Origin of the sequence: Alkalimonas cellulosilytica, from assembly GCF_036325985.1 — a bacterium.
In the GTDB taxonomy this organism is placed as follows: domain Bacteria; phylum Pseudomonadota; class Gammaproteobacteria; order Enterobacterales; family Alteromonadaceae; genus Alkalimonas; species Alkalimonas cellulosilytica.
Genome location: NZ_JAUHLI010000001.1, coordinates 1 through 14,991 on the forward strand (window position 1 = coordinate 1; position 14,991 = coordinate 14,991).

At 52.0% G+C, this 14,991-nt stretch carries 12 protein-coding genes; 9 read left to right on the plus strand and 3 right to left on the minus strand.

The annotated features are described in order from the left end of the window. Positions 1 to 336: 336 nt before the first annotated feature. The 3 genes from QWY20_RS00005 to QWY20_RS00015 all read left to right on the plus strand — a co-directional run bounded on the left by QWY20_RS00005 (position 337) and on the right by QWY20_RS00015 (position 5,716). Positions 337 to 1,575 carry an RHS repeat-associated core domain-containing protein gene (locus tag QWY20_RS00005; protein ID WP_330127324.1) on the plus strand — a complete coding sequence of 413 codons (1,239 nt, stop codon included), beginning with the start codon at positions 337 to 339 and terminating at the stop codon, positions 1,573 to 1,575. Continuing rightward, entirely contained in the window at positions 1,554 to 2,024 is a 471-nt protein-coding gene (locus QWY20_RS00010; protein ID WP_330126989.1) for a hypothetical protein, read from the plus strand. The genes QWY20_RS00005 and QWY20_RS00010 overlap by 22 nt, the downstream gene beginning before the upstream one ends. A 1,238-nt stretch (positions 2,025 to 3,262) precedes the next feature. Then, entirely contained in the window at positions 3,263 to 5,716 is a 2,454-nt protein-coding gene (locus tag QWY20_RS00015; protein WP_407935385.1) for a zinc-dependent metalloprotease, read from the plus strand. A 50-nt stretch (positions 5,717 to 5,766) separates the two neighbouring features. Here the strand turns inward: QWY20_RS00015 and QWY20_RS00020 are convergent, their stop codons facing one another. After that, on the minus strand, positions 5,767 to 6,636 hold the full coding sequence (locus tag QWY20_RS00020) for a bile acid:sodium symporter family protein (protein WP_330126991.1): 870 nt from the start codon (positions 6,634 to 6,636) through the stop codon (positions 5,767 to 5,769). Positions 6,637 to 6,787: 151 nt separating this feature from the next. Here QWY20_RS00020 and tyrR point away from each other — a divergent pair, with 151 nt between their 5' ends. The 6 genes from tyrR to QWY20_RS00050 all read left to right on the plus strand — a co-directional run bounded on the left by tyrR (position 6,788) and on the right by QWY20_RS00050 (position 12,816). Then, on the plus strand, positions 6,788 to 8,350 hold the full coding sequence (gene tyrR, locus QWY20_RS00025) for a transcriptional regulator TyrR (RefSeq protein ID WP_330126992.1): 1,563 nt from the start codon (positions 6,788 to 6,790) through the stop codon (positions 8,348 to 8,350). A gap of 246 nt (positions 8,351 to 8,596) precedes the next feature. Then, positions 8,597 to 9,670 carry a 4-hydroxyphenylpyruvate dioxygenase gene (hppD, locus tag QWY20_RS00030; protein WP_330126993.1) on the plus strand — a complete coding sequence of 358 codons (1,074 nt, stop codon included), beginning with the start codon at positions 8,597 to 8,599 and terminating at the stop codon, positions 9,668 to 9,670. Continuing rightward, positions 9,663 to 10,793, plus strand: a complete 1,131-nt coding sequence (locus QWY20_RS00035) for a homogentisate 1,2-dioxygenase (protein WP_330126994.1) — start codon at positions 9,663 to 9,665, stop codon at positions 10,791 to 10,793. Before hppD ends, QWY20_RS00035 begins: the two co-directional genes overlap by 8 nt. Before the next feature lie 55 nt (positions 10,794 to 10,848). Continuing rightward, entirely contained in the window at positions 10,849 to 11,871 is a 1,023-nt protein-coding gene (locus QWY20_RS00040) for a fumarylacetoacetate hydrolase family protein (RefSeq protein WP_330126995.1), read from the plus strand. A gap of 92 nt (positions 11,872 to 11,963) precedes the next feature. After that, positions 11,964 to 12,602 carry a maleylacetoacetate isomerase gene (maiA, locus tag QWY20_RS00045; protein ID WP_330126996.1) on the plus strand — a complete coding sequence of 213 codons (639 nt, stop codon included), beginning with the start codon at positions 11,964 to 11,966 and terminating at the stop codon, positions 12,600 to 12,602. Then, positions 12,592 to 12,816: a hypothetical protein gene (locus QWY20_RS00050; protein WP_330126997.1), complete on the plus strand. Its 225-nt coding sequence runs from the start codon at positions 12,592 to 12,594 to the stop codon at positions 12,814 to 12,816. Before maiA ends, QWY20_RS00050 begins: the two co-directional genes overlap by 11 nt. A gap of 27 nt (positions 12,817 to 12,843) precedes the next feature. On the opposite strand, the gene QWY20_RS00055 is transcribed toward QWY20_RS00050, so the two are convergent. Further along, positions 12,844 to 13,323: a hypothetical protein gene (locus QWY20_RS00055; protein WP_330126998.1), complete on the minus strand. Its 480-nt coding sequence runs from the start codon at positions 13,321 to 13,323 to the stop codon at positions 12,844 to 12,846. A gap of 15 nt (positions 13,324 to 13,338) precedes the next feature. After that, positions 13,339 to 14,940 carry a LysM peptidoglycan-binding domain-containing protein gene (locus QWY20_RS00060; protein WP_330126999.1) on the minus strand — a complete coding sequence of 534 codons (1,602 nt, stop codon included), beginning with the start codon at positions 14,938 to 14,940 and terminating at the stop codon, positions 13,339 to 13,341. Between the last annotated feature and the right edge of the window lie 51 nt (positions 14,941 to 14,991).

Here is a 14,991-nt window from a genome sequence, read left to right on the forward strand (position 1 = left end):
TCCGGCATGAGCAGGATGGATTGGCACAAAATGCGATAAGGGCACTGAGGGGGCTACATCAGGATGAAGCTATGCTTGTGTTACTTAAGTTGCGTGGTGAGCAACACAGTCCAGCGGTCCAAGCATTTTTAGAGGAAGTAATTGGGCCATTTACCCAAGGTGGAGGCTTAGATCATCGGAAGGTAGATCGTTGCCCGAGGTAACCGTGTAGTTGAACACAAGTTTCGGGTCGGCAATGCCCAGGTGATCCGGCGCAGCAACAACACCGAAACCGTGCACTACCTGCATGGCGATGGCTTAGGCTCCACCGTGGCGGTAACCTCGCAAGCCAAACAGGTGCTGCAGCAGCTGACTTACGATCCCTGGGGCCGGCAGTTTGCCGTGCACAGCCACAGTGGGCTGGCGGGTTACAGCCTGCCGAGCGATAGCCGGGGCTTTACCAGCCACCGGATAGTGAAAGGTTTTGAAGTGGTGCATATGGGCGGGCGGACCTACAACCCCTTTATCGGCCGGTTTATGCAGCCGGATCCCTTTATTCAGGCACCGCTGAATATGCAAAACTACAACCGCTACAGCTATGTGCTGAATAACCCGATGAGTTATACAGATCCTAGTGGGTATTTCTTCAAAAAGATGCACAATACGGCGAAGCGAGTGCAGCGAAGCTTTTTCAAAGCAGTAGGCCCAGAGGTTAGTAATGCACTGGTAGCCGTAGGCTCAGCATTCTGCAGGCCTGCAGCGCCTGCTTGTGCAGCTTATGGGACATATCAAGTACAGCGAGCATATGGAGCCTCATCTACCGGTGCTTTGCGCTCAGCCGCTATGGCTGGTGCTACACAATGGGTATTTGGTGCAGAAGCAGGCAGTATGTCAGCGCAGCAAGCAGCCATGAGGGTTGGCACCATGGTGATAGCTGCAAGCAACCCGGCATTAGGGCAAACACTGATGTATTTGCAAGGAAGTTGGGGGCAAGATATTGGAGGCTGGGCGCAAAATGCGGTTGGCCAGTATGGTCAGTACAAAACACAGCAGGAACTGGCACGTTTTGCTGCGAAAAATGGTTTAACCTTGCAAGAGTTAAATCTGATTCTGGGGCTTAACTCCAAATTGGGTCTGGCTATTGCCGGGACGACTTATAATCCTGATAAGCAACAGGTTACGGGTTTTACCACTAGAGAAAATGGTTTGTTGGGAAGCTGGGGTGGTGCCATCGGTGTGCTTTGGGATATCAATGACTCTCTACTCAATGCTCAGGGATTGCTTGATGCGGTTTCAATAAGTGTAGTGAGTTCTGGTTACACAGGGCATTTAACCGGGCATAGTCTTGGTGCATGGCGAGTAAATAATCTGGTGCGTCAAGGGTTTATTCAGTCAGGGACTTTGTATTCATTACCAGGGTTTGCGTATCCTGCTTCTGGAACATCTGGTGCATGCATCAGTACCGATCCGGTTTGCGGTGGCGGGTTATTGAATCCGTTGCGTGTAGGTACCATGCATTTCACCAAGCCTAACAGCATTTGGGCTTCCCACAACTTTGATGAGTATGTACGACAATGGCAACAGCGAAAACATTAAACAGAGGGCGGGCACTGTTGCTTGCTCTACCACTTGGCCTGACGGCTTGTACCGGTGTAGTTACTTTATCCGGAGAAGCCCCTTATTCCGACATGATTGGACAATGCTATATATTACAGCAAGATATGAAAATCCGTGAGAATGGATGCTGGAGCCTTGGTGGTTTAATTTTATCACCGGATGAGAGTTACTGTTTCAAAGGAAATGTAAGTGATGTAGAACAAGGGGCTCAGATTAGGCTCTTTGATATAAGGCAACAGCAATGGGGTAGCGCTGGGTTTTGCCCTCAAGTCGTAGTAAAAGTGAAAGGCAATGAAACCTCTGGCAGAGAAGTATTCATTCCTCTTTGTTTTTCAAATGATCATATAAGCTGGCTGGAAGATCCTCTTTGGCAACGTGGAGATGCGATTCGATTGAAGAAAGAGTATGTACTTCCTTGCGGTAATTAACAGTGTTCTCCCGTTTATCCCTGCCCGGATTTGCTTATCCTGCGGCAGGTAGTAATGGCTACTGTGCCAGCATGGACATGATTTGTGGCACCCGCGCCATGACACTCATGCGGCCAGAAACAAGCAATGTTTCAAGTCCTAATTGGTGGAATTGGGTGGGCCGTAAACATAAAATTTGTACTGTAGGCGGTTACCAAGAAAACTGGGGGCTGGATGTTAACTTTAAAACGAATTTGCTGGGTAGTTTTGGGGTTGTCTGTGGCCGGTTGTACGGGCACTAAAAACCTATCGTCCGATCTGGTTGGCAGCTGTTTACGAACGAATACCAGTGCATTCGTTCATAAAAGTAACTGCCCTGCTGGTACTGGGGATTACTTAATATCAACTCGATTATCAGGTGGACGTTGTATCAGCAAAGATCCTGAAACGGTTTTAGCAACAGGCAGTGTTCTCCAGATAGTCAGAGTGATGAAACAAGGGCGGGGTTCAACAGGTGACTGTCTTCGGATTGAAGTGAGCATCTTATCTGGTGAGCAGAGCGGTTGGCTCGCGGATTTGCCTGTGTGCGGGATCTTGCATCCCAGTCCTTGGTGGATCACGCAAGGGTTTGATGCAAAATCAGAGATTGTTTTTAACCCGGAGTATGTGACCTTAGTGCCATGCACTCATTGAATAATAACTTATCCTGTTCGCAGCCTGTACGAGCGGGTGCAATTGCCGGGTGGTGTCATCGAGCACAAGTTTCGGGGGTCGGCAATGCCCGGGTGATCCGGCGCAGCAACAACACCGAAACCGTGCACTACCTGCATGGCGATCGCCTAGGCAGTTCCGTGGCGGTCACTTCTCCGACCAAGAATATGTTTAGCAACAGCTGGGCTACGATCCCAGGGTTCAGCAAAATTTGGTGTAAACCTCGTGTGTGAGGCTTTTCTTAATTGGGCTCAGGCTATTTCCCAAGGCAATCCAGCCCGTCGCCAGGCTCGACGTGTATTCTGACGCTCTAATACTGCATTCAGCCCCTTTTTCATTGCAAGCCGGTGCATGAACACTGAAAATCTTCTGCTGGATAGTCAGCGCTCTTGCCTTTGATCGTTGTTGATCCCGATGTCGTACTGTTTCATCACTCTATAACTTTCCCAACTATTGGACCTGATAACATGATGATTTTTTCTTCTGCCGGGCTGCGGCGGTCGGCGCTTGCCAGTGTGGTTGCGATCAGCTTTTTGCTACAGCCTGTGATGGCAGATCAAAACAATAAAAGTGAAAGCAAAAGTTACAGCGACCTTGTCTCTGAGCTCAAGGTGCAGCAAGGTTTGTTCAACTTTTACCGCAACATGGAGTCTGGTGAGACCATGTTGTCATTGCGTGAGTCGCAACTGAACCAGCCTTTTATCTATCATGCTCAGACGATGGATGGCGTGGTAGAGGCCGGTCACTACCGGGGGAATTTTCGGCAAACGCGCTTGATTGAGTTTCGCCGTAACTTTAAGCGCATTGAAGTTGTCAGTTGGAATCCGCGCTATGTATTTGATAGCAGTAACCCTCTGAGCCGTGCCGCTCAGGCTAACCGCAGCGAAGCCCTGTTGGCGGTTTTGGATATTGAAGCCAATGACGATGGCCGGATCCTGCTAAAAGCCGATCCTTTGTTTAAAAGCCAGGCTTTGCATCGCATTACCCCTTGGGCCAACCCAAATCAGACCGGACCACGTTTTTCGCTGGGAACCTTAAATACCGACCGTTCACGAATTGCTCGTGAGCGTTTGTATGAGCGCAATATGGACGTGGTGGTGGACTATGTGTTTATCAATGAAGAACCTGTTGTGTTTGGTTCTGCGGCCATTGCTGACCCACGCTTTATCACCATTAGTCTGCAGCACTCCTTTATTGAAATGCCTGATAATGATTATCAGCCGCGCCGGGATGATCCAAGGGTTGGCTACTTTACACAACAATTTGATCAGATGACCAACCCCGAGTGGACGCCATGGGGAGATGTGATCAATCGCTGGAACCTGGTGAAAAAAGATCCTCAGGCCAAGCTGTCTGAACCGGTACAACCCATTGTGTGGTGGATAGAGAATACCACGCCGCATCAGTGGCGCAATGCGATCCGCCAAGGCGTCGAAGACTGGAACATTGCCTTTGAAGCGGCTGGCTTTAAGAATGCCATTGTGGTGAAAGAGCAGCCAGATGATGCCGAGTGGGACGCAGGTGACGTGAATTACAATGTATTGCGCTGGACCTCATCACCACGCCCACCGTTTGGCGGCTACGGTCCGTCTTTAGCCAACCCGAAAACCGGTGAAATCATCAGCTCAAACATCATGCTTGAATTTGTCTTTATGTCGAACCGCTGGACCCTGGGCGAGTTATTTTCAGGTGGCGCGAACCTGATGGCAGAGCATCACTCGCATGATGAGCATCAGTTGCACTGCAGCCTGGGCCATTCTTTGCAGATGGGGCATATCGTGGCAAGGCTTGCCTCGGATCAACGCATGTACGACAACATCGAAGATGATCCAATTCTGGTGCAGGCACTGCGGCATTTAATCATGCATGAAGTTGGCCATACCCTGGGGTTGAATCACAACATGCGCTCACACAGTTTATGGAACAATCAGCAAGTGCACGATGCGTCTCTGACGCAAGGCGTGCTGTCTGGCTCGGTGATGGATTACAACCCGGTCAATATTGCACCGGTTGGTGTGGAGCAGGGCGATTATTACAGCTACAAACCAGGTCCTTACGATATATGGGCCATTGAGTATGGCTACTCTGTCGCTCTGGATGATGCCGAAGCGGAAGAGCAGCGGCTGCAAGCGATTTTAAACCGCTCGCATTTACCTGAACTGGCTTTTGGCAATGATGCCGATGACATGCGTGCACCTGGCCGGCATATCGATCCGCGCGTTATGATTGGTGCCATGAGCTCTGATCCTATTGCCTATGCGCAAGATCGCTGGCAGCGGGTCAACTATGAGTTTTCCCAGTTGCTGGATAAAGGACGTGTTGATGGCGAGTCCCACCAACGCGTGTTAACCAGTGCCAACATGTTATTTGGTCAGTACGCAGGCCAGGCGAATGTGGTGAGCCGCTACATTGGCGGTGTCTACGTCGAGCGTGCTTTTGTCGGGCAGCATCAGGATGTGACTCCTTTTCAGCCGGTACCGCGCGCTATCCAGCGTCAGGCTATGGCGGCGTTGAACAGCTATGTATTCGCTGCAGATACACTGGAAAGCATGCAGCCGGTATTGGCGTACATGCATGCCCAACGGCGTGGCTTTAGCCATCGTGGCAACAACGAAGATCCACGCATGCACCGGATGATCCTTGGGATGCAACGCAATGTGCTTGATCATATTTTGCATCAACAGGTTCTGCAGCGTATTTCAGATACGGCTTTGTATGGGAATGACTACAGCCTGACCGAAATGCTGAGTGATTTAACGAAAGGGATCTTCCGGGGCGACTTGACCACCCTTAGCCAGAATCTGCAGGTGGAATACGTCAATCGTCTGATTAAGATCTCCGGGCTTGAAGATGACTCTGAGTATGATCATCTCAGCCAGGCGGCGGCGGTCGGACAGTTGCGTTACATCCGCAGCCTCTCTGCTCCGCGCCGGTCAACGGATGCCGTTCGTCATCATTACGGCTACCTGCATTTGCTGATCGACAGAGCCTTTGCTGCGTAATCGATCGGCTTCATCGTCACGTTAAAAAGTCCGGCTGGTCCGGACTTTTTTTAAGCCTGCTTTTTGCGATATCCCCAGATGATCATCACCGCGCCGGAAGCAAACATAATCAGGCTGTATATCGCCGATGGGATGGCCATGGTGCTGTTGTTTAGCAGCAGTGGGGACGTCGCAATGGCGATGCCCAAAGTGCCATTTTGAATCCCCACTTCGATGGTCATGGAGCGGGTTTGCGGGCCATGACAGCCAATACTGCGAGCCGCCAGGTAACCAGCCAGCATGCTCAGCAGGTTCAGCAACAAAGCTGCGATGCCAATGGCGAGGAAAAAGCCCAGCAGCCTGTCCATTTCACGCAGCAGGGCGCCTGCTACCACCGCAATTAAAAAGAACGAAGAGAGCCATTTCACCGGTTGCTGGCAGCGTCTGGAAAAATCCGGCCAACGGGCGCGTAACCACATGCCAACTGACACCGGCAGTAAAATAATCACCAACAGCTGCAGCACGGTGCGGGGTACCGACAGGGCCACGTACTGACCTTCCCCCAAAAACAGCAAGGAGGCCAGATTCACCAACAGCGGCAGGCTGATAATCACGATCAGGCTGCTGATAGCGGTCAGGCTGATGGAAAGCGCGGTATCGGCATGGGCCAGATGCGCAATCAGATTGGAGGTGGGGCCACCTGGACAGGCTGCTATTAGTACCAAACCCACCGCCAGCTCAGGCGGCAGTTGTAGCAGATAAGCCAGAAGAAAGGCCAGTGCCGGGATGGCGATAATTTGCATGCAAAGGCCGGTCAGCACCGGTTTGGGAGTTTGCCAGAGTTGTTTAAAATGCACTGGTTTGAGCGATAAGCCCATCCCCAGCATGATCACGGCCAGCGCCACCGGCAGAAAAACCTGGGTAAAAATATTGGCTTCCATAATGACCTTAGAACTACTTCGTTTCGATTACTATGACAAACCACGTCTGTTAAGACAAGATGTTCATATTTCTTTACAAAAATTCTGGTCTAACCGAACGGCTTTATCGTATGATGCAGCAACTGGTTAAGCATGAGGTCACACCATCGTTATGCGCCTTGAAATACATTGTCAGGACCGATTAGGCATTGCTCAGGAAATCCTGAATATTCTGGTCAGTTATCAACTGGATTTGCGTGGCATCGAAGTCGATGCTGCTTCCAGCCGCATGTTTGTCTCGTTTCCCAGCATTCACTTTGAACAGTTTCAGGAGCTGATGGCCAAGATGCGGCGCATCCCAGGCGTGGCGGATGTCAAAACCACCGCTTTTATGCCTTCGGAGCGTCATCAAAACGAGCTGACTACGCTGTTAAAAACACTGCCGGATGGCATTATTGGCATCGATACCAAGGCACAGGTCAGTGTGATTAACGATGCAGCGCTCGAAGCGCTTGGCGTCGAGCGCAAAGCCATTGAAGGCGAGTTGCTGCCGGGTTTGGTGAAAGGCTTTAATTTTTTGCGCTGGCTGGAAAGCGATGATGTGCTGGCACAAACCCGACGGGTCGAAATTCAGGGCAAACACTTTATTGCCGATTTATTGCCGGTGATGGTGCCGGATGAAAGCGGTCATGAAGTGCTGGCCGGTGCGGTCATCAACCTGAAATCGGAAAGCCGGTTGGGCCAACATATGCTCGCCTTTAACAAGGGCAATCAGGAAAGTTTTCAAACGCTGCAGGCGCACAGCCCGCAAATGCGGAAAGTCATTCGCGAAGCCAAAAAAATGGCACTGCTGGATGGGCCTTTGTTGATCACCGGCGAAACCGGTACCGGCAAAGAGCTGCTGGCGCGGGCTTGCCATGCTGCCGGTAGCCGGGCAGGCAAACCCTTTTTAGCGGTGAACTGTGCCTCGATGCCGGATAATGTGGCCGAGTCCGAGCTGTTTGGCTATGGCCCTAATGCCTTTGCCGGTTCCACTGTGGGCAAAAAAGGCATTTTTGAACAGGCCAATGGCGGCATTGTGTTTCTGGATGAAGTCGGCGAGATGTCGCGTGAGCTGCAAACCAAGTTACTGCGTTTTTTACAGGATGGCTCCTTTCGCCGTGTCGCCGATGAAAACGAGGTGAAAGTCGATGTGCGGGTGATTTGTACCACGCAAAAAGACTTACCGGCCATGGTGCAGGAAGGCAAATTCCGCGAAGATCTGTATTACCGGCTCAATGTGTTCACGCTGGCCTTGCCGGCGCTGCGCGAGCGCAAGCAGGATATCGTGCCGCTGACCGAACATTTTGTTGCCCGTTTTGCAGCCAGGCTGGGGCGTAAAGCACCCAAGCTCAGCGATAGTTGTGTGCAGTTTTTGCAAAGCTACCCCTGGCCAGGCAATGTGCGCCAGCTGGAGAATGCGTTGTACCGGGCGGTCACCCTGCTGGAAGGGTATCAACTGGATAAAGAGCACCTGCAGTTGCCCAGCTTTACCAGTGATTTTGGATATCTGGAGCAGGACTTTGATGGCACCCTGGATGAAGCGGTCAAACGCTTTGAAGCCAGCTTGCTGCGCAAGTTGTACCCGGCGTACCCCAGCTCACGGCAACTGGCAAAAAAGCTGGGGCTTAGCCATACCGCGGTGGCCAATAAACTGCGTGATTACGGCATAAATCGCAAGACTGTAAAAATTTAATGCCACTTTGTGCGTAAAACGATACTCCGAGCCGCCAGCTCAAGCAGGCTGGTGGCTGTTACCTGCTGAATACCTCATAAAACCCTGCGTTGTACTTATTTCTTTACGATTTTTGGCGGCCGCTGTGATGCCAGCAAAAATGACAGTGGATGTTCATTCTGGTCAAACTAAAGCAAGATAGCGCCAACCGCAGCCAGGCTGCAGAGACTGGGCATAATTAGCATAATTAGATCGTGGAGATGTCGCATGCAAGACGTGTATAACCCTTTAGGTACCGATGGTTTCGAGTTTGTTGAATACACCGCCGCTGATGCACAGGGGATTCAAAAGCTGAAAGATTTGTTTCATGGGCTTGGGTTTACTGAGGTCGCCAAACATCGCTCGAAAGAGGCCTGGTTGTACAAGCAGGGGGATATTAACTTTATCATCAATGCGCAGCCGAACTCGCAGGCGGAAGAGTTTGCCCGCAAGCATGGCCCAAGCGTCTGCGCCATGGCATTCCGGGTGCAGGATGCTGCCAAAGCTCTGCAGCATGCACTTGCTAATGGTGCCAAAGAGTACAAAAACCAAATCGGCCCGATGGAGCTGAATATTCCGGCTGTGTACGGTATTGGCAGCAGCCTGCTGTATTTTGTTGATCGCTACGGCGCCTCTTCGGTGTACGACATCGATTTTAAATACTACGACAACTGGCAAACCGAGATGGCCAAGCATGGCGTTGGTCTGGAAGTGCTGGATCATTTAACGCACAATGTGATGCGCGGCAACATGAATGTCTGGTCTGGTTTTTACGAGAAGATTGGTAACTTCCGCGAGATCCGTTATTTTGATATCGAAGGCAAGCTCACCGGCCTGGTATCCCGCGCCATGACCGCGCCTTGTGGCAAAATCCGTATTCCAATCAACGAGTCATCGGACGATAAATCACAGATCGAAGAATTCTTGCGCGAGTACAATGGCGAAGGCATTCAGCATATCGCCCTGACGACCGAAGATATTTATCAGACAGTACGTACCCTGCGTGAGCGTGGTATGGACTTTATGCCAACGCCGGATACTTACTACGACAAAGTAAACAGCCGGGTCGAAGGGCATGAGGAAGATTTGGATCAACTGCGCGAGCTGCGTATTCTGATCGATGGCGCGCCAATGAAAGACGGTATCTTGCTGCAGATCTTTACCAAAACCGTGATTGGTCCGGTCTTCTTTGAAATCATTCAGCGTAAAGGCAATGAAGGCTTCGGTGAGGGCAACTTTAAAGCCTTGTTCGAGTCGATTGAAGAAGATCAAATCCAGCGTGGAGTGTTAGCGAATGCGTAAATGGGCCTCTTTTCCACTGCGGGAAGGTGATGTGTCGCGTCAGGCACATGCCGACTTCCCGGAACAAGCGATTTATGAGCGTGAAACCGGTCGTAGTGGTTTTTTTGGTCCGGCTACACATTTCCATCACCGCCATGCCCCAACCGGCTGGAGCGATTGGCAGGGGCCTTTGCGCCCCCGCTTGTTCGATTTAAACCAGCTCAATGAAAATCAGGTGGAGTCGCCCTGGCAGGTGCCTTTGTTGCTGCACAATGCTCACTGCAAAATGCGCACTTGGCGCCTTAATGAAACCATGCCTTATTTGGTGCGCAATGCTGATGGCGATGAGCTGTTGTTTGTACACGAAGGCAGTGCTGATCTCTACTGCGACTATGGCCATCTGGAAATTGTCGAAGGCGATTACGTGGTGATCCCACGCAGTACCATGTGGCGGCTGGAGCCCAAAAGCCCCATGTTGCTGCTGATGATTGAAGCCACCAACGACTCCTACCAGCTGCCGGAAAAAGGCCTGGTGGGAAACCATGCGATTTTTGACCCGGCCATGCTGGATACGCCAAAAATCAATGAGGCCTTCAAAGCGCAGTACTCAGAGCAGAGTTGGCAGGTGCAGATCAAGCGTCACGGTCAGACCTCGGTAGTGACCTACCCCTACAACCCGCTGGATGCCATCGGCTGGCACGGTGATTTGGCGGTGATGCGGATCAACTGGCGCGATATCCGGCCGCTGATGAGCCATCGCTATCATTTACCGCCATCGGCGCACACCACCTTTGTGGCGCAGCGTTTTGTGGTCTGTACCTTTGTACCCCGGCCGATTGAGAGCGATCCGGGGGCCTTGAAGGTACCTTTTTACCACAACAACGACGATTACGATGAAGTGCTGTTTTACCATGCCGGTGATTTCTTCAGCCGCGATAATATCGAAAAGGGCATGGTCACTTTCCATCCGGCCGGTTTTACCCATGGCCCGCATCCGAAAGCCTTTCAGGCTGGCCAGGAGTACCGGAAGAAATTTACCGATGAAGTGGCGGTGATGCTGGATACCCGTGATGCGCTGGAGATTGGCGAAGCTGCGCTTGCTACCGAGAACCCGGCCTACGTTAACAGCTGGCAGGTTAAATAATTTGGGCATCTGATTTGGGCACTGACTAATGAGTGCCGCAGTACAAGGATTAACAATGAAATTTGCAACATTAAATACCGGCGGCCGTGATGGTCAGCTGGTGCTGGTAAGCCGTGATTTAACCCGTTGTGTCGCTATCCCACAGATCGCGACCACCTTGCAACAGTTGCTGGATAACTGGTCGGAAAAAGCACCGCAGGCAGAGGAAGTCTATCAGGCGCTGAATGCCGGCACCGTGCAGGGCAGCCAGCCGTTTGAACAAACGCAGTGCGCATCGCCATTGCCACGTGCCTATCACTGGGCCGATGGCAGCGCTTATGTCAATCATGTCGAGCTGGTGCGTAAAGCCCGTAATGCCGAGATGCCACCCAGCTTCTGGACCGATCCGCTGATGTATCAGGGCGGCTCCGATGCGTTTTTAGCGCCTTATGCACCGATTGAAGTGGCCAGTGAAGATTTTGGCATTGATTTCGAAGGTGAAATCGCCGTGATTACTGACGATGTCGCCATGGGCATACCGGCAGAGCAGGCGCGTGATCGCATCCGTCTGGTGATGCTGGTCAATGATGTGTCGTTGCGGGGCTTGATCCCGAATGAGCTGGGCAAAGGGTTTGGTTTTTATCAGTCCAAGCCATCGTCCAGCTTTAGCCCGGTGGCCGTGACCCTGGATGAGCTGGAAGGTGTCTGGCAGGATGCCAAGTTGCACCTGCCGCTATTGTCCACCTACAATGGCGAAGCCTTTGGTAAACCCAATGCCGGTGTCGATATGACCTTTGATTTTGGCCAGCTGATTGCGCATGCCGCCCGCACCCGGCCGCTCTGTGCTGGGACTATTATTGGTTCAGGCACCGTATCGAACAAGCAAGGCACTGAGTATGGTACTGCCATTGCTGAAGGTGGGGTTGGTTATAGCTGCATCGCTGAAATCCGTATGATTGAAACCATCCGTGATGGCAAACCGGGTACCAGCTTTATGCGCTTTGGCGATCGTATTCGCATTGAAATGCTGGATCAGCAGGGCCAAAGTATCTTTGGTGCCATCGACCAGCAAGTGGTAGAGTATCGCTATCAGGGCTAATGCTTTTGGCAGTGTGTATCAATCAAGGAAAGAGCTGCGTTGGCAGCTCTTTTTGTATCAAAGGAACAATGTACCAAAGGAACAATGAATCAATGAAACTTTATGGTTATTGGCGCTCCTCGGCGGCTTACCGGGTGCGCATTGCTCTGGCGCTTAAAGGCATGGCATACGAGTCCATTCCGGTGCATCTGGTAAAGGACGGTGGTCAGCAGCATCAAGCGAGCTATCAGGAACTGAACCCGGCTGAGCTGGTGCCCACTTTGGTCGATAACGAGCTGACACTGAATCAGTCGCTGGCTATTGTTGAGTACCTGGATGCCGTGCAGCCAGAGCCTGCTTTAGTGCCGGCAGAGCCTAAGAAGGTCGCCCTGGTGCGAGCGATGGCGCTGGATATCGCCTGCGATATTCATCCGCTGAATAACTTGCGGGTGCTGCAGTATCTGACCGGCCCGTTGCAACTTACCGAACAGCAAAAAACTGCCTGGATCCATCATTGGTTGAACACCGGCTTTCAGGCCTTAGAGCAGCGTCTGCAACAAAGTGCCGGCCGCTGTTGCTTTGGTGATGCCGTCAGCCTGGCGGATATTTGCCTGGTGCCGCAAGTCTACAACGCGCTGCGCTTTGGGCTGGATATGACGCCATACCCGACCATTCAGGCCATCTATCAGCACTGCAACAGTCTTGCCGCCTTTGCACAGGCAGCACCGGAAGCGCAAGCCGATGCGCAGTAACTGGATCCCCTGCTTTCCAAAACGCTGGCTGAACCGGTCATTATTTTTGATTGGGGCTGCAGGGATTGCTTTGCAGTGGCTGGCGGTGGGTTACGCCTGGTGGCAGGGGTTCAGTGTGTCTTTTCATTGGTGGTTTCACTGGCTGGCGCCCCTGATGTGTGTGCTCTGGGGCACCATCCCGAGATTGCAGCTGCAGCCTGAGCCTAAGTCCTGATAGCACTCAGGCGAGGCTGTTTTGTGTTTACTGACGGGGCCGTAAAAAGCTTTTGGGCTCAATGCCTTTGATGCCGGATTGATCAAAGGTAAAGTCAATCTGGCCGATGTTGCGACTAAAGTGATGGCGGATCCCATCAATTTCAATCACAAAACTGCCTGGCATGCGCAACCCTTCCTCTTTGTACAACCTGATGTGGTGACCTGCAATCTTAAAGTCGAACCCCACCAGCGGCACATCCGCAAAATCAGCAACCCACACATAGTCGCTGTTGTGCAGTACCAAAGATAACGAGTACTTTTGTGGCACCTGCTGCACTGCCAGAGCATGGGGCCCGGCAATAAAGGTATTCCGGCCGTCGATACGGGTGAAGGTAAAACCAAATTCTACCAGCCGGTTGCTGCCATCCTTGAGCTGCACAATGCCGCTGCCTTGCACATCAAAATAAGCCTGGGCCGGAAAACTGAGCAGTAGGGCAAGCAGCGCGCTAAACAGTAACGTTTTCATCCAGGCTTCCTCCGTTTAGGATTGGGTCACATCCACCAGCAGCCGCAGTTGTTGCCCAGGTTGCAGGTGTTGGTCAAGGCTCAGTTGGTTCCACTTCAAAATATCCGCTACCTGCACCCGATAACGTTGAGCAATGCGCGACAGCGAATCGCCACGCCGTACCCGGTAGTTGATGGTGCGGGTTACGCCCTGAGCCGTTGGCTGAGCTGATGGTGCATTGGCTTGTACAATCACCAGTTGCTGACCAGGGCGAATGGTGTCACGTGCTGTCATGCCATTCCAGCGCGCCAGATCATTGACACTGACCTGATGCGCCCGGCTGATATCCCACAGGGTATCTCCCTGTTTGACCGTGTATTGTACCCGTTGTTCCGGGTTGGTACGTTGCTGTGCCTGGGCTATACGTCCAGGCTGGCTTAATTGGTAAGCATCAGCATCCATTGCCGAGACTGGTACCAGCAAGTGTTGACCAATGCGGATGGTATGGCCATTCAGCTCATTCAGGCGCTGAATAGCAGCTACCGAGGTTTGGTATTGTTGGGCAATTTTACCTAAGGTATCGCCACGTACTACGGTATGACGCTGCCACCTCAGCCACTCCTCGGTTGGTGTATTGGCCAGTTGCTGACGAAACTGTGGCTTGTTGTCCAGCGGCAACACCAGACGATGGCTGCCATCCGGATCCGTGGCCCATTGATTAAAGGCCGGGTTTAATGCATGCAGCTCATTCAGGCTTAATCCGGCCATATCGGCAGCGACAGCCAGATCGATTTGCCGTCCCACGTCAACGATACCAATTTGTGGTTGATTCGGGATCGGTTGCCAGGCGATGCCATACGTCTCTGGCTGGCGAACTAAGTCAACCAGAGCCAACAACTTAGGAACGTAAGCGGTGGTTTCACGGGGTAAGTCGAGCGACCAGAAGTCAGTTGGCAGGTTGCGGTTTTTATTATGCCGAATGGCCCGCAGCAAACGACCTTCCCCTGAGTTGTAGGCGGCAATCGCATTGAGCCAGTCGCCCTCGAGCCGATCGTGTAAGTACTGCAGGTAATCCAAAGCGGCGCGGGTCGACTCAATCACATCGCGCCGACCATCGTACCAATAGTTTTGTTGCAAGCCAAAGCGCTTGCCGGTAGCAGGCATAAACTGCCATAGCCCGGAAGCACGGGCATGCGAGTAGGCAAAGGGATCAAAGGCGCTTTCTACGATTGGCAATAAGGCCAGCTCCAGCGGCATATTTCGCGCTTCCAGTTGCTGGACGATGTAATAAAGGTAGGGTTCTGCCCGACTGGATACCCGATCAAGATAAGCCTGGTTCCGTGAAAAGAAATTACGCTGCTCGGCAATTGCCCGTCGCTCTGGTACTTCAAAGGTCAACTGCAACTGAATGCGTTGCCAGACATCATCGACTTTGGTTGCATCGAGTGGTGCCGGGGTTTTCGGGATGCTGCTTGGTGGCGCCAGCAAATTTGCTGCAATCTGTTCGGCACTGGCTGCCTGCTCAAAAGACGCGTTGGATGTTTCGCTGACGGGTTCGGTCGCTGTCTGCAGTTGGTTGGTGGTAGCACAACCGGCTAAAAGAGCGGTCACAACAACAGTTAAAACGCGTACTTTCATGCAAAAATCCTGATAATTCTACGATGCAGACTGCATGTTACCTGCTTGAAG

Coding starts and splice junctions, on each gene's coding strand:
- QWY20_RS00010 (WP_330126989.1), top strand. CDS start 1,554: ATGGCAACAGCGAAAACATTAAACAGAGGGCGGGCACTGTTGCTTGCT.
- QWY20_RS00015 (WP_407935385.1), top strand. CDS start 3,263: ATGGCAGATCAAAACAATAAAAGTGAAAGCAAAAGTTACAGCGACCTT.
- QWY20_RS00020 (WP_330126991.1), bottom strand. CDS start 6,636: ATGGAAGCCAATATTTTTACCCAGGTTTTTCTGCCGGTGGCGCTGGCC.
- tyrR (WP_330126992.1), top strand. CDS start 6,788: ATGCGCCTTGAAATACATTGTCAGGACCGATTAGGCATTGCTCAGGAA.
- hppD (WP_330126993.1), top strand. CDS start 8,597: ATGCAAGACGTGTATAACCCTTTAGGTACCGATGGTTTCGAGTTTGTT.
- QWY20_RS00035 (WP_330126994.1), top strand. CDS start 9,663: ATGCGTAAATGGGCCTCTTTTCCACTGCGGGAAGGTGATGTGTCGCGT.
- QWY20_RS00040 (WP_330126995.1), top strand. CDS start 10,849: ATGAAATTTGCAACATTAAATACCGGCGGCCGTGATGGTCAGCTGGTG.
- maiA (WP_330126996.1), top strand. CDS start 11,964: ATGAAACTTTATGGTTATTGGCGCTCCTCGGCGGCTTACCGGGTGCGC.
- QWY20_RS00050 (WP_330126997.1), top strand. CDS start 12,592: ATGCGCAGTAACTGGATCCCCTGCTTTCCAAAACGCTGGCTGAACCGG.
- QWY20_RS00055 (WP_330126998.1), bottom strand. CDS start 13,323: ATGAAAACGTTACTGTTTAGCGCGCTGCTTGCCCTACTGCTCAGTTTT.
- QWY20_RS00060 (WP_330126999.1), bottom strand. CDS start 14,940: ATGAAAGTACGCGTTTTAACTGTTGTTGTGACCGCTCTTTTAGCCGGT.